Consider the following 21,060-nt stretch of genomic DNA (forward strand, 5'->3'; position numbering starts at 1 on the left):
GAGATTCCGAACTTGCCGCTGTTTTTCGGGTCACGCAGAGGGAACAGTAGTATAAGAGGGCTAGCTTGCTTTCGGTTCATTCAGAATGAAGGTGGGCCGTAATGATGAATGACTTTGATTCTTTGTGTCGCAGTATATCTTTAAATATAGCTGTCATTGAATCGTTGTAATAACCTTTGCCAACGCGGGAGCTCGTCGATTTTCCGTTAACATAAGTTCTGATTTTCGCGCTGTGTCCAACGGGAAGTTCGACGAGGATGTTTACCGGTTGGATGCTGTAATTAGTCACAATTGCCTCCAGAACATTTTCCTTTTGGTGAAGGGTGAGATCAAAAAGACCACTTCCAAGTCTGAGTCCTTCCCAAGTGAAGGAACCGGCGGCCTGCAAAGGACGGAAAGAGAGCTGTTTAGCAGGAGCATCATAAACAATCCCTAATATTTGAGAGACGAACAGGGCTGAATATACCCCGGACGCCCAGCCGCATTTTCCACAATTGTGGTGTCTGATAACATCTCCGTACCTTGCTCCGTTAAGGTAAGGCCACCACCAGAGCGAACCGTCGACATCGGTCAGCTTCCGTACCTCCGTAAAATAGCCTTCTGGTCCAGAAAGTGAGTCGAAATCTTTTATCATACCCAGGCCACTCATATAGCCTGGAAAGGTGCAGGCTGCGTGATCGCCCCATTGAATACCTTTGGATTCTGGATTATAGGTTGGATTGTAGGGGCTTAATGAAAATTGCATAAAATGCCGGTATACGGGATCGTCATAGGATGCGTATCCGTACACTGGCATAAGAATCGTATCCGACTCCTCACCGTCATGATGGAACAAGTCGATGAAGCCGTCCTTCGTCAGAAAGCCAATAAATTGCATGCCGAAATCAGCGTATTCTCCAGTGTACTTCCTCGCTTCATCTCGCAGAGTGTTTCCAGCAGTACTGACCCCTTCCACATATTGAAGACCAAAAGGGCCTTCTGCTGTATTGAACCTCTGCAAATCCACTTTGATTTTGGCTGCTATAGTTTGGTAACGTTCGGCGGTTTGCGTATCTCCAAAGACCTCACGAACGCTACGGGCGTAAAAATGGAAAGCAGACCAGGCTACCACGTTGGAGCCTGTGTGGTAGTCGCCAAGTGAGTAGGCATCCGACAACCAGACTGAGGGAAAAAGCCAAGGTCCTCCTTGCTTACGCGTTCTACTCGTTTCCTCCAGCAGCTGGCGTAAGCGCAAATCGATATCCGGATGTTCTAGAAAAAACTCTTTGTCCCCAGTGCTTTGGTAATAAAGTCCGGCCATAACAACAGAAGACAGTGAGTTGCTGAGCGAGTGGGTTATACCGCCAGAGTAGCGGTTGCCTAACGGCCGTACACCTTGTTCCAAAAACCACAATATGCCCTGTTTGAACAGCCCAGGTTCGGCCGCATGGAGAGGGAGAAAGGAATAGTACATATCCTTATTCCAAGTGAACTCTGTAGCCGGATACGTTCCCCAGTTCGATCCAACGACAGCGCCATAGCGATTCATTGCAATCGAACCAGAACACTGCAGAATCGCCCTTTCATAAAACTCTGCGGCAAACGGGTCATTTTCCATTTTGAGCCGGCCGAGCATATTACGGTAATACGTCCAGGTCTCATTTAGCCAATGAAGTGAGCCTTTCTCTTTGATAAGCTGGAACGTCTGCTCGTCGGGAGGGTAGATTACTACTGGAACCCAAGTGCTCTGCCCCGGGTGAAGATGAAAAGATACTGCTTTTTTGGATGTACTACATTCATCATTCTCTAATAATCGAACGCAGAGGTCCGCTCCCGAGAATAACCGACCCACTTCGGTATCCGGGCTTGGGAGTATTATGTCGCCATCCAGATTCTGCTTGGATTGGTTTTCCAAAAAAAGGCCGTAGATGACTCCCCTCAGACGGGTCGTTCCATCAGCGGAAACGGGGGCGAAAGCAAGCAGCTTAGCTTGAACACCGTCAAGTCGGTATTCTGTAATAGGAAATAAATTATCGAGAAGCGAGGTGGTGTAAGGAATATCATCCCGGCCAAGGTCATATCGCTTCTCGCCGATCTTCAGCTCAAAAGCATATGGTCCCGTTCTGCGGAAGTCTTTGCATGTCCATACGCCCGGAATGTTATCACTGGCATATTGCCCGTTATACACGTTCACATGTTTGAGCGACCCGTTCATATTTACGTTAATCAGAGTTGTATTGTTTGCGATGTCAAAAGTCAATTCAGAGTCTGGCAGCTTGCGCCCGAAGAAACTCATACTGTCGTTTGCGGTATAACAGCCGTTTTTATAGACGATGCCAAAGTAACGGCTTCTGGGTTGCTTCAAAGCTTCACTGATGGTTATGAAGGACTGCGGCATCAGTTCACTCTCCTATGTTCATTCAAATTAGCGTTCTGCAGCGCTTTCCTTCATTATTCGGGAGAGATACACTTGAAAGAAATAGGAGGATTTTTTGAAATTAGGATTATTTTTAGCGCTTAAAATCTTGTTGTCCGCTAAAAAGATTGGATGAATTCCGTTGACCGTTATACGCCCGGCCGAAGGCGTGGATATCCGGAAAACCCATTAAACCTTTTTGGTAGGTGTTCTATGAAAATAAAGTTGTAGACTGGCTGCAGGTGTTAAGCTAACGAGCAACTCTGAGATTAAATTTAAATTTGCAACAAATTACGAATCACAGGAGGCGAGGGGCCTTACCTAATGTAATCATAACTACTCTTTATCAGATGCAGATTTTTCCCCGTATTCATTACCGAAGTCTTTCATCTTCTCAAGGATAGGTAGTAATTTATTTCCCTTGTCTGTGAGCGAATACTCTACTCGAGGAGGGACCTCCGGGTAAACATCACGTACAATAACTCCATCGGTCTCCAACTCTTTTAGCTGCTTTGTTAAGGAACCTTGTGATAATCCGCCTAGGTAATTTTTTATATCCGTATAGCGACGTGTTTCTCCTTTTAGATACCATAATATAAAAAATTTCCAACGTCCTGAAAGAATATTTTGGGTAAACGCAATCGCATACATATCCCTGTTCTCATCTATAAAGTCTTTATCGAAACCTTCATTACAGACCCTCATTGAGATCACTCCTAGTCTAAAGGTACAAAAAATTGTACTATGTCCATTTATATTGCCCTCTATGCAGATCCAACAAAAGAAATTATGATTTCAATATCACTAAGCAAAGCAACTCAACATTTAGTTAGTAGGCTAAGCATTATTGTAACACAAAAGTGATTTAGCGCTGGGCCTTTCGCGGTTGTTCCACAGGGAGTATGAATGAAATACACTGCACGAGAAATAGGGGCGTTCCCAACCAATATGGTATGCGAAATATTATTATACAAGGAAGGGAGAGGAATCTAAATGAATGATACGCTTAAATTACTTCATAACCATTCTTCCGTGCGCTCTTACACCAATAAATCTATAACAGAGGAACAACGGGAGGTAATCTTTAAAGCAGCTAGTCAAACTTCATCTTTCAGTCTTCTTCAAGCCGTTTCGATTATTCGAATTACAGATCCGAATCTGCGAAAAAAAGTAATGCACCTCAGTGTTAATCAACCCTATATCGAAGAAGCAACTGAATTTTGGGTTTTTTGTGCAGATTTCAACCGAAATCATCAAGTTGCCCCAGATGTGGACTTAGAATATATTGAGTTTCTCTTGATCGGTTCTTTCGATGCTGGGCTGATGGCACAGAATGCTTTAACAGCAGCCGAATCCATGGGACTTGGTGGTGTATTTATTGGTGGCGTCAGAGCAAATATTAATGAATTATCTAACCTTTTAGAATTACCGAAGTATGTGATACCTTTAGTGGGATTATGCTTAGGTTTTCCTGCTGGAAATAAACCTGAACTTAAGCCGCGTCTGCCTCAATCCATGGTGTTGCTGGAAAATCAGTATCAATCACTTGACCATGAAAAATTAGCCATCTATGACGAAACCATGTTGAAGTATTATGAGAGTCGCCCGATTAAGGCTCCTTTCACAGTGAAGAAAGTAAAAGGATGGAGTGATCATATCCAAGATCATCTCCAGAGAAGTATTCTGCCTGAAATGATGGATTATTTGAACAAGCAAGGATTCGCAAAAAAATAAGTTATTACTCCTGACATTTGGTGGTCCCTCCTGCAAATTGACACCTGTATTTCACCATGATACATTTAGTATGCTAAATATATTCGGTGGTAGGAGGTTAGTCCTCATGACAGATGCAGTGGATTGCGATATTCGTCAGTCGTTAGATCGGATCTCCTCTCAAATGCGCCGAAATTATGGGGAATCTCTAAGGGAACTTAACCTTTATGTCGGGCAAGATAATTTACTGTATCGTTTGTGGTTAGGCGATGGGGTTACACAAATGCAATTATGTGAACACTTAAAATGTGAACCCCCAACTGTAACGAATATGGTTAAATCACTGGAACAGAACGGATTTATATACCGTAAACGAGATGAGCAAGATGCAAGGGTAATGCGAATTTATCTTACAGACAAAGGCAAAGAATTAGAGAAACCGGTTGGGATTAAATGGAGGGAGCAGCAAGATAAATTACTTCAGTCCATTTCTACGGAAGATCGGTTGATATTAAGACAATTAATGCTACAAATGGAGAGAAATATATTTTAGCTCTCCATGTCTTTGGGAATTTATTTAGCATGCTAAACAATATGCTTAAGATAATCTTAGTCGATACATTGATAAACATGGCGGCAGCCGATCATACTTTGTCGAGCGAAGTAGAATTTTAAAACGATAGGAGAAATGAAAATGAGATTTGGAATTATAGGTGCAGGACCAATCGCGTCAAATATTTCAAAAAAGTTAGTTGAGAATGGACATGATGTCAAAATCGCAGATGCTCGCGGAATCGAACGGCTAGAAGGAAAAAAACTTGCAGGAACACCCGTTAGTGTAGAAGATGTTATTAAAAATATTGATGTTCTAGTAATATCAATTCCCTTCTACGCACTGCCAAGCATTCGTAGCGTTGTAGATAAAGTTGGGGAGGAAGTAGTTGTTGTAGATACTTCAAATTATTACCCTCAAATAAGCAATAAAATTGAAGATATTGAGAACGGGATGGTTGAAAGTGTTTGGGTATCCAATCAATTGGGCAGACCGATCATTAAAGCTTTCAACAATTTATTGGCGTATACTTTAGAACATCAAGGAACTCCCCAAGGAACTAGCGGACGCATCGCCATAGCGATTGCTGGTGATAACCAATCGCATAAACAAATAATTATGAATGTAGCAAATGAGCTGGGCTTCGACGCAGTAGATAGTGGATCTTTAAGTGAATCGTGGAGACAACAGCCAGGAACTCCTGCATACTGCACAGAACTTACAAAAGAGGAACTTACCGAAGCATTAAAAAAAGCAAATAAGGAAAAAGCCCCATTACTACGGGATAAGGTGATTGAGAATATATCAGCGGCTCCAGGAGGATATTCAATAAAAGACATTATTAAATTAAATAAAGAAATATACAATTCATAAGTTAGAAGCCCTTATTTGAGGTTGATGACCTAAACTAACGGGAAACGAAAGTTCAATAAGAAAGATTGCAGCCAGATAAAAACCTTCAATCTCCCCTGATGAGAGGGGAGGAAGTTTCTTTTTGTTCGTAACAGAAAAATAGGATAGGTTGTCAAAGATGGGACAGACCGGCTACAGGTGCAGGAAGATTTGACTCCCCGTATAAATTAAAAAAGAGAACTTCCCTGTGGATGTTCTCTTTTTTGTTAGTTCGGATTTTCAAGCGAATTAGCTGCGCTCTCCAAAGTGCTGAGGGATGCCAATTCTCCCTTTTTGATACCGATGCGATATTCTAATCCGTCCTTTTCGAGAAACCGGGAAAAGACGGGCAGCAAATTCACTTGGCTACTCACGGGCTCATGATCAGGTTTACCCAAGTATCATTCAAATAAAGTTGGAGTTTTGGTTTCGCATGCTATTTAAATGGGTAAATTAAAATGTTAGCTTTTAATTAGGAGCGTTTACATGGTAAATCGCTTGTGCGTGGTTCTCTTCTCTGCTTGATGAAAGGATGTTCTCAATGAATGTACTTGTGGTGGATGATTATGAAGTCAATCGTATCGTATTGGTTCTAATCTTACAGAAACTTGGTTATTCTGCAGATACTGCGACCAATGGGTTAGAAGCCGTTGCAGCGACAAGATCGAAATCCTATCAGTTGATTTTTATGGATATTTACATGCCATTCATGGGTGGGATTTCAGCGGCTGAAGAGATTGTTTCGTCCTTAGTTAACCCGCCCCATATTATTGCCGTTGCAACAGATCCAAGCGCAAAGACACGTTGTCAGGGGTTTGCGGGTTTTATTGAAAAGCCCATTAGTTTCAACCGAATTAAACAATGCATTGATTCGTTGAATTTATGAGACCACAAAGCGAGTGGGAAAAAGATTCTCGAATTTCCCAGCCGTACATAAGCCAATCCATTCGGATAATAGATTAAAAAAAGCCAACTCAAAGGAGCAGGTTATTTTTTGTTTCTGGCTCCGAAAATAGGAAGGGCACTGCAGTCAGCTCCGCGATACTTAGTCCGCAATAGTGCTTTCTGGAATTTCTGAAACACAGGTTACCTTATAGTCTGAATTGTCCATCTTATCTAAATCGACTCTCTCTAATTTTTTTCTGGACTTTATTGTTCTTAAAGAGATCCCCTTCCAAAGTAAGACTGGTGCCATTTATTTCGCAAACCTTCTTAGGAATGAATCCCCAATCAGTAATGCCCAATTCTTTTGATATCGCGTCATTGATTTCCCTAAAGAGGATGGATAACGTGTAGGTTCGTATGTCTTTTGCTGAATTCTCTACCTGCTCTTCTGGTGCAGCTGCACAAATCCCGCCTACGTTCATTACAAATAAAAATGCCGGCAGAAGGAACATCTGCTTTATTTTGATTTTCACTTCAATCACTCCTTCAACCTGTATGGTTTACAAAAAAATGAAAAATATTTATGGAAGAGTTCTATTTTGTATCGAGGAGGCCCCCTTATTTGGTTTGTCGTCTTCTCTATACAGAAGACGATGAGATTTGGGGATGAATAGACATGAAATGTATTTTTATTGGTATATGCCTTTTTCGGATGAAGCGAGGATCGAAATCGAAAATGATGGGGCAGAAGCATGCGAAACTCTAGCGGATACCGGGTATACTTTATCTACGAAGCCCGACACGGATGAACTCCTTCGCATTCAAAAAAATTGGTACCGCGATGACCTTATCTGGATCTGAATACGGAGCGCTTTAAAGAAGGTGAGGATCGCTTTTGGCGAGCCGAGACTTGATTCCATAATCGATGTATGTAGGTGAATAAATATGCAAATTCAGGTTTGCGGGAATTCTCACTAATAATGAAAATAAGCATTATATCCAGCATTTACTAAAGGAACCCTTCTCATTAAATATGAAAACACGCCTTGATGTATCAACATTTTTCAAATGGATTTTCTCAACAATTATGACAACACACAGAGCGAGCGATCATCGACTGAGTGGTGTCATAAGTAGTGAGAAAGTTTGCAGAATTACTGAGTCAATTTTTAAAATGGATGAGAAAATTGTATGAGTAAGCGTTTGTGTGAATGGGTCAGACTCTAGTGGGGTCTGACCCATTTTCTGTAAAGTGAGTTGAACTATGTTGAGGAGTTTATTAATTCGCCCAACCCTGCATCAGGATGAGTCCATTGAAGGATTCATAGCATGGCGTGCATGCTGAGACAGCGACTGGCGAAAAGAAACAGCGGACTCCCTGATGCTCTCTATCTCCGCAACGTTAAGAGGTATATATAAACTTTTAATACTATTTGTAATTGCATCACATGTGAAATTGTATTATTGAGATTGAATTCGCTTGTGATTGTAGCAGTGGATGAGAACATTCGTTCGGCGAGATTCAATAACTCGACAGGACATCAGGATCCATGATTTTAATCTTATACTAATGTGAATTCTGTATAATACTTCCGCATGCTGCCATCGCGCGCAGCTATAGGGGGGTGGAGCGAATGCAAGTGCTAATCGTGGAAGACGACAAACATCTTTTAAAAACGATTGTAACCATTCTGAACGAAGAGGGATATCGAGCGGAAGGCGTGGAAACAGGAGATGACGGCTGCTATTTGGCGGAAAACGGCGCTTACGATCTACTGGTGCTGGATATTATGCTGCCGGGCATGAACGGACTGGATATTATTCGGCAAATCCGGTCGAAAGGCGCCTCGACGCCGATTCTGCTGCTGACGGCCAAGGACAGCGTCGACGATCTGGTTAAGGGACTGGATACCGGAGCAGACGATTATTTGACCAAACCATTCGAATTGCGCGAATTGCTGGCGCGAGTGCGAGCTCTGCTTCGAAGGCAGGGAGCAGTCGACACAGAGGGGGATGTCCACTATAAAAGAATCACGCTTCATCCGAAAATGAGAGAGATACATGTCGACGGCCAGCCGCTCGAGTTATCCCAGAAAGAATACGAATTGTTCGAATACCTGCTGCTCAACCGCGAGCAGATTTTACATCGCGAACAAATTTCCGCACGCATATGGGGGATCGAAGCTGAGAACTCCGCCAATATCGTCGATGTGTATATTTTTTATTTGCGTAAAAAATTGAAAGCTTACGGCTGCGATTCGATGATTCAAACGGTTCGGAATGTCGGTTATATGCTGAAGGAGAACGACTGATGTTCCATGCCACGCGTACCCGTCTGACGATGCTGAACGCCGCAGTATTCTTTGTCATACTGACCATTTTTAACATCATCATTTACATGTACGTAAGCCTAAATTTGTATAACAAAGTGGATGCATCGCTGAAGGAAAGATCCAGCCAGTTTGTCAAACCGGCGGAGTTGTTGAAGCGAAACGTGCAGATCATCGATCCCGCCAGTTTTCTGGTTCTGTGGGACGCGGATGGCAATGCCTTTCCACTGCTCAAGACGGAAGAGTACAATGACAGTGTCATCGGTGTATTGAAAAATTATCGAACGCCCGGTGATCCAAAGACAATTCGAATCGAATCCCACTATTATCGCGTTCAGATGCTGAAGTTCGATCCGTCCAAAAAGGTCATTTTGCCGACGTCCATATATCCTGGAGGAAAAACCGCGGTAATCGACCAAGCGCAAGCCGTCATCAATGTGGATTCCGAAGTTAACATGCTGCGAAATCTGATGCAGATCATCGGAATCGGAATCGTTGTTGGCGCGGCCGGTACTGTGGGGGTTGGCTTATATTTGGCGAACCAAGCGCTTCGTCCGATCCGCCGTTCGTGGGAAAAACAGCAGCAGTTCGTTGCGGACGCTTCTCACGAACTCAGGCTGCCGATCTCCGTTATACACGCCAACGCAGAGTACGTATTCCGCCACCCCGACCGTTCCATTCTTCAGATGAGCGAACCGATCTCTATGGTGCTGGAAGAATCCAAACGGATGAAGAAGCTCGTGGAGCAGCTGCTTACGCTCGCCCGCGCCGACTCCAATCAGACAGAGCTTCTGCTGACGGATATTCGTTTGGATGAAATCGTGGAGGATGCCTCGCAAAAGTTCAACCCCTTCATGGAGTTGAAAAGGATCCGGTTCGATAGGTCCGTACAACCGGTAAGTATGATGGGGGACAAGGAAAGACTTCAACAATTAATCGTCATCCTGCTGGACAACAGCTTGAAGTATACGCCAGAGGACGGCGAGATCCGCGTCGTCTGCCGAAGGAACGGCCAAGATGCGGAGCTGATCGTGGAAGATTCGGGAATCGGCATCGCCAAAGCGGATTTGCCGCACATTTTTGACCGGTTCTACCGCGGCAACCAGACCCGAAACCGCGATGACGGAGGCACAGGCCTCGGCTTGTCCATCGCCAAATGGATTGCGGAAAAACATGGCGGCACGATTAGCGCGCGCAGCGATCAAACGACCGCAGTAACCGTTAAATTGCCACGGCACTCAAAACCGGGTGGTTAAGCTACCTACATCAACCTCCAATATCAATAAAGAGCTGTCCCAAGTCATTAGACGAATGGGACGGCTCTTTTTTCCTTTAATCGTTTTCTAATTTCTTTTTGACATAATCAAATCCAACAACGGGAGGAAAGGAGGAGGTCGACATTGTTACACGGCGGCTCAAAAGCGAAGGAATGATCGCAAGTTTGTTCTTGCTGCCAAGCTTAATCGGATTTGTCGTATTTTTCGCCGCTCCGTTTGTAATCGGCTTCTATTATTCGTTAATGGACAGTCCGGTGGGCGGTTCATTCGTCGGAATGGAAAATTATGAGGATTTACTAGGCAACACCGTATTCCGCAGAGCGGCGGAAAATACATTCCGGTTTACGGCCATCAGCGTGCCGCTCAACATGTTTTTTTCGCTTGGATTGGCCATGCTGCTTAACCGCAAAATGAGGATGCGCAACTGGTTCCGCATCGCTTATCTGTCGCCGCTCATCGTGCCTGTCGCGTCCGTCGTTCTAGTCTGGCAAGTGCTGTTCGACGACTTGGGGTTGATCAACGGCTGGCTCGCAGCGGCCGGCGGCCATCCGCAAGATTGGATGGAAAGCGGCTGGGCCATGACGGTTATCATCATTGTCTACCTGTGGAAGAACATCGGGTACAACATGATTTTGTTCCTCGCCGGTTTGCAAAATATTCCCGCCGATTATTACGAAGCGGCGTCCATCGACGGTGCAGGCAAATTCCGGCAATGGACTTCGATCACACTTATCTATTTGACGCCGACTACATTTTTCGTGTTCATTATGTCCATCATCAACTCTTTCAAAGTGTTCCGGGAGACGTATCTGATTGCAGGCGAATACCCGCACAACAGCATCTACATGCTGCAGCATTACATGAACAACATGTTTAGGTCGCTCGATTATCAGAAATTGACTTCAGCCGCTTTCTTAATGGCATTCGTAATTGTCGCATTGGTGCTGATGCTTTTTATGATTGAGCGCCGAATCACCAAATCTTTAAGTTAATCCATGGAGGTTTACGGGAGGTGATGAAAACGTTGCGCATCATTCGCAGGTGGGCGCTCATGGCACTCCTCATCGGATTGACTGGCTTATTCCTCTTTCCGATCATGCTGACGATCACCAACTCGTTCATGACAGAATCCGAAATTTCCGTTACGTACGAGGCGATACATGGGGAGCAAGACCCGTCGGCCAATATGGAGCATGTGACGCTGAAGTGGATTCCGCAGCTCGTTACCTTATCGCAATACTACTCGGTACTGATCGAGAAACCGCAGTTTCTGTTGCTGTTCTGGAATTCGGTCAAAATCGTTGTTCCGATTATCGCGGGGCAGATTGCAGTGGCATCGTTGGCGGCTTACGCATTCTCCCAGCTTCGCTTTCGGTTTAGGGAGCCGCTGTTTTTCATCTATATCGTGACGATGCTGATGCCCTTTCAAGTGACTCTCGTACCCAATTATATTGTCGCTGATAAACTCGGTTTGTTGAATAGCTACTTGTCGATTATTTTCCCGGGTATTTTCAGCGCATTCGGCGTCTTCCTGCTCCGACAGTTCATGATGTTCGTGCCGCAAAGCTACGCGGAAGCCGCCCGGGTGGACGGCGCGGGTTACATGTACATATTCGCCAGAATCGTGCTGCCAATGTGCGGTCCCGGAATCGCGGCGCTGTCCATCCTGGTCTTTATCGACAACTGGAACATGGTGGAACAACCGCTCATTTTTTTGCATGATGCCGCCAAACAGCCTTTATCGATTTACTTGTCCGTCATCGGCAGCGGCGAGCTTGGCATTGCGTTTGCGGCTTCCGCTTTATATATGATGCCTTTGATCCTGCTCGCATTGTATGCCGAACACTACCTGGTCGAAGGAATACAACTGTCCGGAATCAAGGGCTAAGGAGGAAACGCGGAATAGATGGAAATGACAGTGGCAACGGAAGGACGCTCCAGCAAAAAGGGAGTGAGGAGGGCGATTATCGTCTTCACCGTCACCCTTGTGGGACTTACTTTCTTCTCCAATACGCTGTTGAATATGTCCCTGCCCCAGGTGAGATGGGTGCAGCCGCAACAGGGCTTACTGAGCCATGAAGTGCGCGGTTCGGGGTTCGTGGAAGCGGCCGAATCGCATTCTCTGTATACGGAAATGGCCTGGCCGGTTGACCAAGTGAAGGTGGAAGCCGGGGATCACGTAAAAAAGGGGGACGAAATCATCACCTTCCAAACGAGAGACGCAGAAAACCTGTTGAAAGACCAAGAAGCCCGCTACAGGCAGAGGCAATTGAGCCAGGAGGAGCTTCAGGATCGTTATGTGAAAGCTTCGCAAAATGAGGAAGATGAGGCAAAGCGCAGTCTGTCGCGGGATATCGAAAGCGCGAAGCTGGATCTGCAAATTCAGATGAGGCAAATCGACAATCTGAGACGGCAACTGGACGAGTTCGCCGTACTGAAGTCGCCGGTGGACGGAGTCATCACGGAGCTGAACGCAGTGAAAGGCGCGCCGATTGCCGGCGGAACCGCTGCGGTGACCGTAGCCGATCTGTCGAAGGGATTGACGCTCAAAGCTTCAATCGAGGCAGACATGGCCGGATATATACAGGCGGGGGATCAAACGGAAGTGCTTTTTCCGGCACTCGAGAACGCACGGATACCAGCGAAAATCATCGAAGTCAGGGATGCTTCGTCCGCCGCTGCGGGAGCCGATGCAGCCGAAAGTCGCGAAGGTCTGAAGGAAATCTCGCTGTCGCTTCGGGACAAGCGATTGCAGGGCGGGGAGCGGGGAGAGTTTATCATCTCCAAAAAGTCTTCCTCTCCCGCCGCCCTGCTGCCGGCCGGCGCTGTCCGAGAAGACGAGAACGGAAGTTACGTGTTGGTGGTGCAGGAGAAAAAAGGGACGCTCGGGACCGAATATTACTTGCAAAAAGCCTATGTGGAAGCCGGCGATGCGGACGAGGAATCCGTCGCGATCGCTAGCGGAGTCACGCTGCTCGACAGGGTCGTTGTCTCCAGCAACAAACCGGTGGCTGACGGGGATCGGGTGCTGCAGGCGGATGGATGACGGCAGCGATGGGAAAGGGGTTGACGCGATCTGGTATCACGATTGGCAACGCTATTAACGGCAATCGGAATGCTCACTATGCTGCTATGCAGCCAATGGATATCATCGGTGCAGGGCAGCTGGCAGCAATTGAATGGTGCCGTCGGGACGAACAAATGGATTGTGAATCGAAATGTCGAGTCAGCGGACGGCGGCTTGTCATTGGCGGAGTTTGGACGGCTCGGCGAGAGATGGAGCCCGCTGCCGTTAACCGCGATCGCGCGAATGACGGAGGTTGCAGATGGAGATCTTGCTCCTGCTGCGAGTGCGGATATTGTGGGAGTGAGCGCAGGATACCAGGACTTTCATCAGCTTCAGATCAGGTCGGGATCGTTCTTCGATTCCTCAGCGGTCGAATTGGGCAGACGGGTCGCTGTCATCCATGCGGATGTCGCCGAAAAGCTGTTTCGCTCCAGGGATGTTGTGGGCCGTTCGATCGATATCGGGAACACGCCGTTTACAGTAATCGGGATGTATGACGGCTCGGGAACGGTATTGGAGCAAATGTCGGATGACGGCGTACCGGACATTATTGTTCCTGTCAGCGCGCTGCTGGCCGTCCGTCCCAACCTGACGATTCAAACGCTGGAACTCGCCATGGATCCGAATTCGGCGATCGAGGATGAGCAGGGAATTCATAGCGCCCTGCAGTCGATCGGCCACAGGGCGGACAGGTATGAGATAACCAATATGAAGACGATCGATGCCGCTCTGTCGCAATGGAGTTTGCTCATGCGGTTTGTCTATGGCGTCATTGCCATACTGCTGTGTATCAAGCTTATAATGGCGAATGTCGGAGCCGCAAGAACGTTCATCAAGGAAAAAATGGAAATGGCCAACTGGACTGATGTTATCCGTACCGAACGAGCGAAGGTCGCCGTTTTCGGCGCTGCAATTGCGGGTTGGGGGGCCTGTATAGCCGCTGTTTGGTTGATCGTCAGCTTTCGCTTTCAAATCCCGTCCGACTGGCTGCCGGATCAACTCATCGATCTCCGCTTTTACGCGGATAAGATCAAGTCGCTGTGGCAGGCACGGGTCGCGCAATACGGATATGTGCCGTCATCCGGCGAATTACTGGCAGCGGCGGCCGATCGTTTCGTGACCCTTTTGTTTCTCGCCGGAATGCTGCTCGGATTGCCGTCGTTCCTTATCGGCATACGATTGGCGGCCCTTCATCCATCGCCGCCAGCGGCAAACTTGGAACGCTTGGCGCTGCTGATGGCGGGGGCGACGGCGCTTTCGTTCGCAGCAATCCGGTTATCGGGGATGGACTATACCGTCGGGTGGACGGATTTTGCGGTAACCGCCGTGCTGTTCCTGTCTGCTCATCATCATTCTCAATTGAAAAAGGAGAGAGTTTCGAATGTTCACCAGGAGAGTTAGACCCTTACTGCTAGCATTTGTCATTGTGTCGGTTCTCGCATTAACTGCTTGCTCCGGAACAAAGGAGAGGCCAGCCGGTACGAGCACCGGCAGCGGGAGCACGGCCGAGCCTGTAAACAACGGGGAGCAAGTTACGCTGACGATGTCCATCAAACAATCCAGCCGTTTGCTGGATCTGGCGAAACAGCAGTATGAAGCCGCCAATCCGAACGTAACGATCGAGATCAAGGAATATTCGGCCGCGTCTACCATGAACGGTAAAACGGTCATCGGCGGAAAGCCCGATCCGCAAGACGACGAGAAGTTCGTCAATTCGATCAATGCGGAATTGATGGGAGGGAACGCCGCGGATATAATCGCCATGGACGGCAGCTTGCCCTATCAGAAATATGCCGATAAAAAGCTGTTCGAAGATTTAAACGGATATATGAATGAGCAAAACGGCTTCGACCCGAGCCAATATTATACCAATCTGTTCAAGGCGTTGGAGTACAACGGCGGATTGTATACGATCCCGATTCGGGTGCAATTGAACTTCCTCATGGGCAACTCGTCCGCTATCGCGGGGACGAACATCGACGACTCTAAATGGACTTGGAACGATTTCAAGACAGCGGCGGAGGAGATCACGGAGGCGGGCGAGTATGCTTTCGTCAATATGCCGCCCGACAAGCTGCTCAACCGGATGCTGGAAAGCAGCTTCGGCAAACTGTTCGACACGCAGAACAAAACGATCGATACTCAGGCCATTATTGATCTGCTCAACCTGGAAAAGTCGTTTTACGATGATCAATTGGTGACGGGAGATCGTGTTGACGCGAATTTGGGCATTTTCCAGACCTTCGGAGTCAGCCAGTATGACGAGCGAATTTTGTTTATGCTCACGCAGATGGCGTATGAGGGCCAGGCGCATTACTATACGCTGCCCAGCGAGAATGAAACGCGCGGCGCCTCGTTCCGTTCCGATTTGCAGATGGCCGTCAACAGCAAATCCGAACATAAAGAAGCAGCTTGGGATTTTATTTTGTATCTGTTGTCCGAGGAAGTGCAGTCGTCCCGCGACTTGATGGGATTTTCCGTCAATAAGAATGCCGAGCAAAAAAGATTGGATCAACTTGGCGCAGATGGAGCGGGCGGCACTACGGTGGATGGCCAGGCCGTATCGCTGCAAGCGCCTGCTCCGGAAAACGTGGAGAAGATCAAAGCTTATCTGGAAAATGCGGCTTTTTATGCCGAAGGCGATCTGAGAATCCGCAATATCGTTCTAGAGGAATCGATGGCTTTCTTCAGTGGACAGAAAACCGCGAAAGAAGTGGCCAACATTGTGAAAGGAAAAGTAGAGACGTATTTGCAAGAATAGAAGAACGGAAACGGCCTTACTGCGGCCTTACTACGGGCATCCCTTTATTGTTGATGAACTTTAGGTTATGATTCTGTTTCTGTAAAAATAATCTTGCTTTTTAGTAATTTTTAACGATTACATTAGGGTTCTGAGGGTAGGACTCACTCTCAGGGCTTTTATATTTAGGCAGAAGGAACGTTTCTTTCTTGCCGGTCTATGACAGCCACTTAAGGAGTGGCTGTTTTTTTTAGGATCAAAGTTAGGGGGAATATGTATTGAACTTGAATTAATTAGGATGGAAATCATTTTTTGCGGAACCATTGTAACTGACCGAGTAGTACCGTTTTGATTACCGGAGCTAAAAAAGGTATTGGATACGAAACGGCAAGCATTCAGGAAGATTGAAGAAGAATTTGGGTCGCTGGACGTTTTGATAAATAACGCTGGAGTATCATTGGAAAGAGGCATTTCCCCCAGTCAACTGGAGTTGTCTGTTTTAAAAGAAACCTTTGAGACTTACTTTTTCGGCATGTTTGCAGTGACGAGAGCAATGCTTCCCTTACTAAAAAAATCTCCAAGCGGTAGAATTGTCAACCTATCAAGTGGCCTCGGTTCATTAACAATGAATAGTGATCCCGAATCCGAATTCGCACGTTTCAATTTGCTAGCTTACAATAGCTGAGATTGTAACCTCCATAAAGCAAGCTGCAGAATTAACAGGTTTAACGGAAGATGCAATTCGATATTATGAGAAAATTGGACTGCTGCCTTATGCAGGCCGAAAACGAAACGGGCATCGATCGATATGAAGAGGACGACCTTTTACCGACGTATCAGAGAAGTCGAAGAATAAGGAAATCATGAAGCACAAGAAGCAGAAACTGAAGTTTAATAACAGACAAGGTATTAATATATTCAGCATCATCGCCTTTTAAGCTAACGGGCAGGATAGTTCAAATAAAGTAACGAATTGTTGATAATTCACATTTCTTCGAGAAGGGGATTTATTAAATGAAAAGAGTAGATGTTGCCTACGTGCTTCTCTTTGATGAACAAGGAAAAAATGTATTGATGGTCAAAAACAAGGGTATGAAAACTTCCTACTATACACTTCCTGGTGGAACAGTAGAACGGGGAGAAACACTTGAAGAAGCTGCTATTCGTGAGGTAAAAGAAGAAACGGGCTTAGAGGTTGAAATAAATGGTATTTTCAGTGTAAGTGAAGCGTTTTTTGTAGATAGGGAACATCATACAATTTTCTTTACCTTTAGAGGGAAAGTAATTGGTGGAGAAATAAATATTTCATTTCCAGAAGAAATTGAGGAAGTAACTTGGATGGAACCTCAAAGAGCAGAAGAATACATACATATACCAAGTGAGTTCAAGGGACTAATAACTGGTAAATTATCAGCACCATATGTACTCAGAGGAACTATTAATCACAATTCTTAATACAGTTTGTTGAAGTAACGGGAAACGATAGCTCAATAAAGACGAGAAGCCAGCCGATCACTTTGACCGGCTGGCTTTACTCAACTAACACGGCGGGGGAGCATGCTTATGCTACACTGTTGTTAGGTTATGATAGATAATAGGTTTATGGTGATATTTGGATGTAAAAGAACAATTCGTACTAACCTAAGGGGGTAATTATGAATCCAATACGCATTCTGGTCGTCGAAGACGACGCCGAGATCAATTTACTCGTCTCCACCTACCTAAGCAAAGATGGCTTCGATGTCGATTCCGTTACGGATGGTCAAGAAGCGATTGAGCGGTTCAGCGGCCATGGAAGCTCCGAGTACCAGCTTGTTGTCCTAGATATGATGCTCCCGCGCGCGGGAGGACACGAGGTGCTGCGCACAATTCGCGCCAAAAGCACGATACCCGTCATCATTCTGTCGGCTAAGGACCGCGAATCCGATAAAATCATTGGGCTCGACCTTGGTGCTGACGATTATTTGACCAAGCCCTTCACCATAGGTGAGCTGGTTGCCAGGGTCAAGGCCCAGATGCGCCGTTACACGATTTTCAATCCTTCCTCCGAGTCGAAGAATGCGAAGGAGATGCTCGCTTGGGGCGATCTCGCGCTGGATACTGCGACCTGCGAAGTCACCGTGGCAGGCGAGAAAAAAACACTGACGGCCAAGGAGTTCGCGATCCTTAAACTGTTCCTGTCCCATCCTTCCCGCGTATTCACGAAGGCTCAAATCTTCCAGGCTGTCTGGGAAGAGGAGAGCATATCCGACGACAACACCGTTATGGTCCATATTAACAGGCTGCGCACAAAAATCGAGCCGGATCCTTCCAACCCCGTCTTCATCCAAACTGTATGGGGATTCGGCTATAAGCTGGGCGAGAGGAGATAATATGCTGATCACGATCGCTATTCTTTTGATCATCAACTTCATAGCGGGTATATATTTGATTCACAGGCATTTCCGCCTACGTCTAGAGTTAAGGCAGCTGATACGTGCCACGCGGGAAATCCGAACGGGCAATCTGAATATGCGTTACCGGGGCGTCACATCCAACAGGGATTTGTCGGATCTGGGGGGCGAGCTGAATCGGATGGTAGATTATTTTCAACGCACGTATGAACGAACCCGGTTCCTCGAAGAGGAGCGCAAGCGAATGATTGCCAATATCTCGCACGATCTGCGGACGCCGCTAACCGCTCTTCTCGGATACTTGGAGGCACTTCGGTGCGACGGCACGCTTTCAGCCAAGGAGCGTGAACGCTTTCTCGGAATAGCTTCGGAAAAAGGCAGCGTATTATTGGACCTTCTGCAAGACTTCTTCGAGCTCGCCAGGCTGGAATCGGACGAGTCGGAGCCTGATCTGCGCCGTATGGACTTGGCCGAGAGCGTGCGGGAAGCATTGGCCGGGTTTTATCCCCAGTTCGTCAAAGCCGGCATTACTCCGACGATCGAGATCCCCGAGACGCCTGTATACGGAATGGCTGACGCCTCCTTTCTGACCCGGATATTGAACAACCTGCTCTCTAACGCGCTCCGGTACGGCTCGGAAGGCGGGGAGATCGGCGTTAAAGTTCGGGATGAAGCCGGCGAGGTATGGATCGATATATGGGACCGCGGCAGAGGGATTCCCGCCACCGATCTGCCTCACATATTCGAGCGGTTATATACGGGTGAGGCTTCCCGCAATACGGCGCTGCAGGGCACCGGCCTGGGGCTAACGATCGCGAAAAATCTCGTCGAGAAGTTAGGCGGCCGGATCACTGCCGCGAGCTCACCCAACATCAAAACAGTAATTTCATTTTCCGTCCGACAAGGACAATAATCTCGCTTTCCCTCGCTGCCTCAACCGGCAACCGCTCCCCATGCATAGCTCTTTCCTCCTTATTTAAGAGATTTGTAAGAAATTTAATAAAGGTCTGTTAGAATTTCGCGGTATCCTAGGTTTTGAAAGGAGCGACACCCATGAGCTATGTACTGCAAACCCATCGCCTGAGTAAGCGATATGGGAATAAATTGGCTGTTGAGAACATCAATATGAATATTCGCCAGGGAGACATCTACGGTTTTCTCGGACAGAACGGGGCCGGCAAAACGACGACGTTGCGAATGATTATGGGACTGATTCGTCCAACCGCCGGTGAGATCGACTGGTTCGGCAGTTCGAGTACCGCCGGGAGGAACGAGACGATGGCGCGAATCGGGGGCATCATTGAATATCCCGGCTTTTATCTCAATCTGAGCGCGGCCGACAATCTGGAAGTGCATCGGCGGCTGATGGGAATGGGCAACAAGGAGAGCATCGACGAGGTGCTGGCATCCGTCGGTCTGCTGGGCGCGCGAAATCAGCGGGTCAAGGAATACTCGCTCGGTATGAAGCAACGCCTGGGCATTGCCCGGTCGCTGCTTCATCATCCGGAATTTCTCGTGTTGGATGAGCCGACGAACGGTCTTGATCCAGCCGGCATCAAGGAGGTGCGGCAGCTGTTTCTGGATCTCGCCCGGCAGCGCGGCATCACATTCCTGATCTCCAGCCATCTGCTTGGCGAGATCGAACAGCTGGCAACCCGGGTCGGCATCGTCCATGGGGGCCGGCTGCTGGAGGAGGTCGATTACGAAGTGTTGCAGCGGAAATCGAGACGTTACCTGGAGATTCGGGTGGGCGACGATAAACGCGCCGCCTATATCCTCGAGCAGAGACTCGGGGTATCCGATTACCTCGTGGCAGCGCCTGGGGTGCTTCGTCTGTATGAAATGTTGGATGAACCCTCCAAGGTCAACCGGACGCTGACAGGCGAAGGCATCGCCGTTGAGGAGATCAAGCGCGCCGGTGACAGCCTGGAGGACTATTTTCTGAAGCTTACGGGAGGGGATCCGCTTGTTTAACGTCTTTTCCGCCGAATGGCTCAAGCTAAAAAATACCAAAATATGGTGGATGGTGATCATTGGTGCTCTTCCATCGAACCTGATCTCCTTCTTCGCATTTTTACCGCGCGTGATGTTAAACGGAGAACAGGCTGGACTGGATATACAGGACATGTTCTACCGTCAGGGGATGATGCTTGTCATGATGGGGCCGTCCATCTTCGCGCTGATGACGGGTTCGATCTTCGCACGGGAATACCAGGAACGCACAATCAACCAACTGTTCATCTATCCGGTCTCCCGGGCATGGATTTTCGCCGCCAAGCTGGCAGTTGTATTCACGCTGATCGCAATCAGCTCGATCCTGTCTTGCGCGACCGTTACCGTAACGACAATACTGCATGCCATCAGCGGCAGCGTGGACCTCGACTTGCTATGGTCGGGCGTGCGGATGAACGTGTTCGTTTGCTTGCTGTCTTTCGGTACCGTACCCGTTGCGGCTGCACTGAGCATAGCCGGCAAAAGCATCGTTCCTGTCACGGTCGTCGGCATCTTCGCCACGATTGTCACCGTGATCGGCGTGATCGGCCACAGCCGAGGCGCGATCTTATTCCCCTGGCTTGCGCCCTATTGGCCGGTCCGTCAACTCGCCCAGAACATTGCTTATGCAGGCGGTACCAATCCGTACGCAGGTGCAGCGATGATCACCTTAATCTCTCTGTTCCTGATTTCATTGGCTTTCTCTCTCGTGTATTACACGCGGGCGGACGTGCACAGCGGTTCGTGAAATCCCTGTTTAGATCGGCATAGGAAGAAATCGATGCGGACTATGGAGGTCACGCTTGTTTTGTCATGCCTCTGAA

The 21,060-nt window shown here is 47.5% G+C and carries 21 protein-coding genes and 1 pseudogene; 19 read left to right on the plus strand and 3 right to left on the minus strand.

All coding sequences use genetic code 11. The features are described 5' to 3' along the window. Window positions 1-76: 76 nt before the first annotated feature. Together ABID47_RS11385 and ABID47_RS11390 are read right to left on the minus strand one after the other, a co-directional pair. Entirely contained in the window at window positions 77-2,377 is a 2,301-nt protein-coding gene (locus tag ABID47_RS11385; protein ID WP_354496727.1) for a hypothetical protein, read from the minus strand. A 354-nt stretch (window positions 2,378-2,731) separates the two neighbouring features. Next, on the minus strand, window positions 2,732-3,100 hold the full coding sequence (locus tag ABID47_RS11390) for a winged helix-turn-helix transcriptional regulator (protein ID WP_354496729.1): 369 nt from the start codon (window positions 3,098-3,100) through the stop codon (window positions 2,732-2,734). A gap of 288 nt (window positions 3,101-3,388) precedes the next feature. On the opposite strand from ABID47_RS11390, the gene nfsA reads away from it, so the two are divergent. The 4 genes from nfsA (at window position 3,389) to ABID47_RS11410 (ending at window position 6,438) form a co-directional block, all read left to right on the plus strand. Further along, the gene (gene nfsA, locus ABID47_RS11395; RefSeq protein ID WP_354496731.1) at window positions 3,389-4,129 is read left to right on the plus strand and encodes an oxygen-insensitive NADPH nitroreductase; all 741 of its coding nucleotides are present in this window, start codon (window positions 3,389-3,391) and stop codon (window positions 4,127-4,129) included. A 106-nt stretch (window positions 4,130-4,235) separates the two neighbouring features. After that, window positions 4,236-4,661, plus strand: a complete 426-nt coding sequence (locus ABID47_RS11400) for a MarR family winged helix-turn-helix transcriptional regulator (protein WP_354496733.1) — start codon at window positions 4,236-4,238, stop codon at window positions 4,659-4,661. Between the two features lie 141 nt (window positions 4,662-4,802). Beyond that, window positions 4,803-5,534, plus strand: coding sequence for an NADPH-dependent F420 reductase (locus ABID47_RS11405; RefSeq protein ID WP_354496735.1), 732 nt, complete (start codon window positions 4,803-4,805; stop codon window positions 5,532-5,534). A 559-nt stretch (window positions 5,535-6,093) separates the two neighbouring features. Next, entirely contained in the window at window positions 6,094-6,438 is a 345-nt protein-coding gene (locus tag ABID47_RS11410; RefSeq protein ID WP_354496737.1) for a response regulator, read from the plus strand. Between the two features lie 226 nt (window positions 6,439-6,664). Here ABID47_RS11410 and ABID47_RS11415 read toward each other — a convergent pair whose 3' ends face one another. Further along, window positions 6,665-6,970: a hypothetical protein gene (locus ABID47_RS11415; RefSeq protein ID WP_354496739.1), complete on the minus strand. Its 306-nt coding sequence runs from the start codon at window positions 6,968-6,970 to the stop codon at window positions 6,665-6,667. A gap of 148 nt (window positions 6,971-7,118) precedes the next feature. On the opposite strand from ABID47_RS11415, the gene ABID47_RS11420 reads away from it, so the two are divergent. The 15 genes and pseudogenes from ABID47_RS11420 (at window position 7,119) to ABID47_RS11490 (ending at window position 20,984) form a co-directional block, all read left to right on the plus strand. Further along, window positions 7,119-7,298, plus strand: coding sequence for a DUF2961 domain-containing protein (locus tag ABID47_RS11420; RefSeq protein ID WP_354497295.1), 180 nt, complete (start codon window positions 7,119-7,121; stop codon window positions 7,296-7,298). Window positions 7,299-8,071: 773 nt separating this feature from the next. Beyond that, window positions 8,072-8,749, plus strand: a complete 678-nt coding sequence (locus tag ABID47_RS11425) for a response regulator transcription factor (protein ID WP_251673981.1) — start codon at window positions 8,072-8,074, stop codon at window positions 8,747-8,749. Then, the gene (locus ABID47_RS11430) at window positions 8,749-10,023 is read left to right on the plus strand and encodes a sensor histidine kinase (RefSeq protein WP_354496741.1); all 1,275 of its coding nucleotides are present in this window, start codon (window positions 8,749-8,751) and stop codon (window positions 10,021-10,023) included. Before ABID47_RS11425 ends, ABID47_RS11430 begins: the two co-directional genes overlap by 1 nt. Before the next feature lie 173 nt (window positions 10,024-10,196). Beyond that, complete coding sequence (locus ABID47_RS11435) at window positions 10,197-11,036, plus strand: carbohydrate ABC transporter permease (protein ID WP_354496743.1); 840 nt, start codon at window positions 10,197-10,199, stop codon at window positions 11,034-11,036. 23 nt (window positions 11,037-11,059) lie between these two features. Next, window positions 11,060-11,932, plus strand: coding sequence for a carbohydrate ABC transporter permease (locus tag ABID47_RS11440; protein ID WP_354497297.1), 873 nt, complete (start codon window positions 11,060-11,062; stop codon window positions 11,930-11,932). An 18-nt stretch (window positions 11,933-11,950) separates the two neighbouring features. Further along, entirely contained in the window at window positions 11,951-13,090 is a 1,140-nt protein-coding gene (locus ABID47_RS11445; protein WP_354496745.1) for an efflux RND transporter periplasmic adaptor subunit, read from the plus strand. Between the two features lie 42 nt (window positions 13,091-13,132). Then, window positions 13,133-14,512 carry an ABC transporter permease gene (locus tag ABID47_RS11450; protein ID WP_354496747.1) on the plus strand — a complete coding sequence of 460 codons (1,380 nt, stop codon included), beginning with the start codon at window positions 13,133-13,135 and terminating at the stop codon, window positions 14,510-14,512. Next, window positions 14,493-15,872, plus strand: a complete 1,380-nt coding sequence (locus tag ABID47_RS11455) for an ABC transporter substrate-binding protein (protein ID WP_354496749.1) — start codon at window positions 14,493-14,495, stop codon at window positions 15,870-15,872. The genes ABID47_RS11450 and ABID47_RS11455 overlap by 20 nt, the downstream gene beginning before the upstream one ends. A 352-nt stretch (window positions 15,873-16,224) precedes the next feature. Beyond that, window positions 16,225-16,536, plus strand: coding sequence for an SDR family NAD(P)-dependent oxidoreductase (locus ABID47_RS11460; protein ID WP_354496751.1), 312 nt, complete (start codon window positions 16,225-16,227; stop codon window positions 16,534-16,536). A 1-nt stretch (window position 16,537) separates the two neighbouring features. Next, window positions 16,538-16,654, plus strand: a pseudogene (locus ABID47_RS11465) (MerR family DNA-binding transcriptional regulator); the annotation flags it as partial. Window positions 16,655-16,865: 211 nt separating this feature from the next. Continuing rightward, window positions 16,866-17,306: an NUDIX hydrolase gene (locus ABID47_RS11470; RefSeq protein WP_354496753.1), complete on the plus strand. Its 441-nt coding sequence runs from the start codon at window positions 16,866-16,868 to the stop codon at window positions 17,304-17,306. Window positions 17,307-17,506: 200 nt separating this feature from the next. Continuing rightward, entirely contained in the window at window positions 17,507-18,223 is a 717-nt protein-coding gene (locus ABID47_RS11475; protein ID WP_354496755.1) for a response regulator transcription factor, read from the plus strand. 1 nt (window position 18,224) lies between these two features. Continuing rightward, window positions 18,225-19,157: a sensor histidine kinase gene (locus ABID47_RS11480; protein ID WP_354496757.1), complete on the plus strand. Its 933-nt coding sequence runs from the start codon at window positions 18,225-18,227 to the stop codon at window positions 19,155-19,157. 140 nt (window positions 19,158-19,297) lie between these two features. After that, complete coding sequence (locus tag ABID47_RS11485; RefSeq protein ID WP_354496759.1) at window positions 19,298-20,218, plus strand: ABC transporter ATP-binding protein; 921 nt, start codon at window positions 19,298-19,300, stop codon at window positions 20,216-20,218. Continuing rightward, window positions 20,211-20,984, plus strand: a complete 774-nt coding sequence (locus ABID47_RS11490; protein ID WP_354496761.1) for an ABC transporter permease — start codon at window positions 20,211-20,213, stop codon at window positions 20,982-20,984. The genes ABID47_RS11485 and ABID47_RS11490 overlap by 8 nt, the downstream gene beginning before the upstream one ends. Window positions 20,985-21,060: the final 76 nt, after the last annotated feature.

Origin of the sequence: Paenibacillus favisporus (genome assembly GCF_040545415.1) — a bacterium.
Classification (GTDB): Bacteria; Bacillota; Bacilli; order Paenibacillales; family Paenibacillaceae; genus Paenibacillus_AQ; species Paenibacillus_AQ favisporus.

Excerpts from the sequence above, each read along its gene's own strand:
- ABID47_RS11385 (WP_354496727.1), bottom strand. The coding sequence starts at position 2,377 with ATGCCGCAGTCCTTCATAACCATCAGTGAAGCTTTGAAGCAACCCAGA.
- ABID47_RS11390 (WP_354496729.1), bottom strand. The coding sequence starts at position 3,100 with ATGAGGGTCTGTAATGAAGGTTTCGATAAAGACTTTATAGATGAGAAC.
- nfsA (WP_354496731.1), top strand. The coding sequence starts at position 3,389 with ATGAATGATACGCTTAAATTACTTCATAACCATTCTTCCGTGCGCTCT.
- ABID47_RS11400 (WP_354496733.1), top strand. The coding sequence starts at position 4,236 with ATGACAGATGCAGTGGATTGCGATATTCGTCAGTCGTTAGATCGGATC.
- ABID47_RS11405 (WP_354496735.1), top strand. The coding sequence starts at position 4,803 with ATGAGATTTGGAATTATAGGTGCAGGACCAATCGCGTCAAATATTTCA.
- ABID47_RS11410 (WP_354496737.1), top strand. The coding sequence starts at position 6,094 with ATGAATGTACTTGTGGTGGATGATTATGAAGTCAATCGTATCGTATTG.
- ABID47_RS11420 (WP_354497295.1), top strand. The coding sequence starts at position 7,119 with ATGTATTTTTATTGGTATATGCCTTTTTCGGATGAAGCGAGGATCGAA.
- ABID47_RS11425 (WP_251673981.1), top strand. The coding sequence starts at position 8,072 with ATGCAAGTGCTAATCGTGGAAGACGACAAACATCTTTTAAAAACGATT.
- ABID47_RS11430 (WP_354496741.1), top strand. The coding sequence starts at position 8,749 with ATGTTCCATGCCACGCGTACCCGTCTGACGATGCTGAACGCCGCAGTA.
- ABID47_RS11435 (WP_354496743.1), top strand. The coding sequence starts at position 10,197 with ATGATCGCAAGTTTGTTCTTGCTGCCAAGCTTAATCGGATTTGTCGTA.
- ABID47_RS11440 (WP_354497297.1), top strand. The coding sequence starts at position 11,060 with ATGAAAACGTTGCGCATCATTCGCAGGTGGGCGCTCATGGCACTCCTC.
- ABID47_RS11445 (WP_354496745.1), top strand. The coding sequence starts at position 11,951 with ATGGAAATGACAGTGGCAACGGAAGGACGCTCCAGCAAAAAGGGAGTG.
- ABID47_RS11455 (WP_354496749.1), top strand. The coding sequence starts at position 14,493 with ATGTTCACCAGGAGAGTTAGACCCTTACTGCTAGCATTTGTCATTGTG.
- ABID47_RS11470 (WP_354496753.1), top strand. The coding sequence starts at position 16,866 with ATGAAAAGAGTAGATGTTGCCTACGTGCTTCTCTTTGATGAACAAGGA.
- ABID47_RS11475 (WP_354496755.1), top strand. The coding sequence starts at position 17,507 with ATGAATCCAATACGCATTCTGGTCGTCGAAGACGACGCCGAGATCAAT.
- ABID47_RS11480 (WP_354496757.1), top strand. The coding sequence starts at position 18,225 with ATGCTGATCACGATCGCTATTCTTTTGATCATCAACTTCATAGCGGGT.
- ABID47_RS11485 (WP_354496759.1), top strand. The coding sequence starts at position 19,298 with ATGAGCTATGTACTGCAAACCCATCGCCTGAGTAAGCGATATGGGAAT.